Source organism: Elizabethkingia argenteiflava (assembly GCF_009904105.1).
GTDB classification, from domain to species: domain Bacteria; phylum Bacteroidota; class Bacteroidia; order Flavobacteriales; family Weeksellaceae; genus Elizabethkingia; species Elizabethkingia argenteiflava.
Genome location: NZ_JAAABJ010000236.1, coordinates 1 through 480, shown reverse-complemented (window position 1 = coordinate 480; position 480 = coordinate 1). Strand labels below are relative to the sequence as shown.

Here is a 480-nt window from a genome sequence, read left to right as displayed (position 1 = left end):
GTTCACATCATGGACATTTGCAGGGGAAAAATCATACGAATGAAAGATCCCGTTTTTGTCACATACGGCATGAAGTTTATAGCCAAAATACCGTGTTTTCTGTGCTGCACAATAGCCAAAAGTGGGTTTAAGATCTTCTGTAGAACAAATCCCAGAACGATTGGCTCTACTGATTTTACAGATCTCTATGGGCGTAGAATCTACAATAAAGACATCTGTAAAATCAAAGAATTTTCCACTTAATGTTTCTCTTATTTTTTCAATAAAAGGAAAAAGTCTTCTTTTTCTTTTATTAAACACACTTCTTTCTATTTTTGCGTCCAATTTTGTCCCTTCAATGGTTCTAAATAGTAGTAATTCAGAGTTTATAGACCTATATTCCGCAGTGATATTGAGTGCAACAAGTTCCAAATCAGAGAGTTTTGGAACTCTTATTTTCTTAGTAGTTTTGATATGACTGCAGATTTTTGTCAATTCTCT

1 protein-coding gene is annotated in these 480 nt (G+C 33.8%); it reads right to left on the bottom strand.

The genetic code is table 11. From position 1 onward, the window contains the following. Positions 1-480 (bottom strand): transposase (locus GNY06_RS02170; protein WP_166518597.1); only part of this gene is annotated, 480 nt, incomplete at both ends.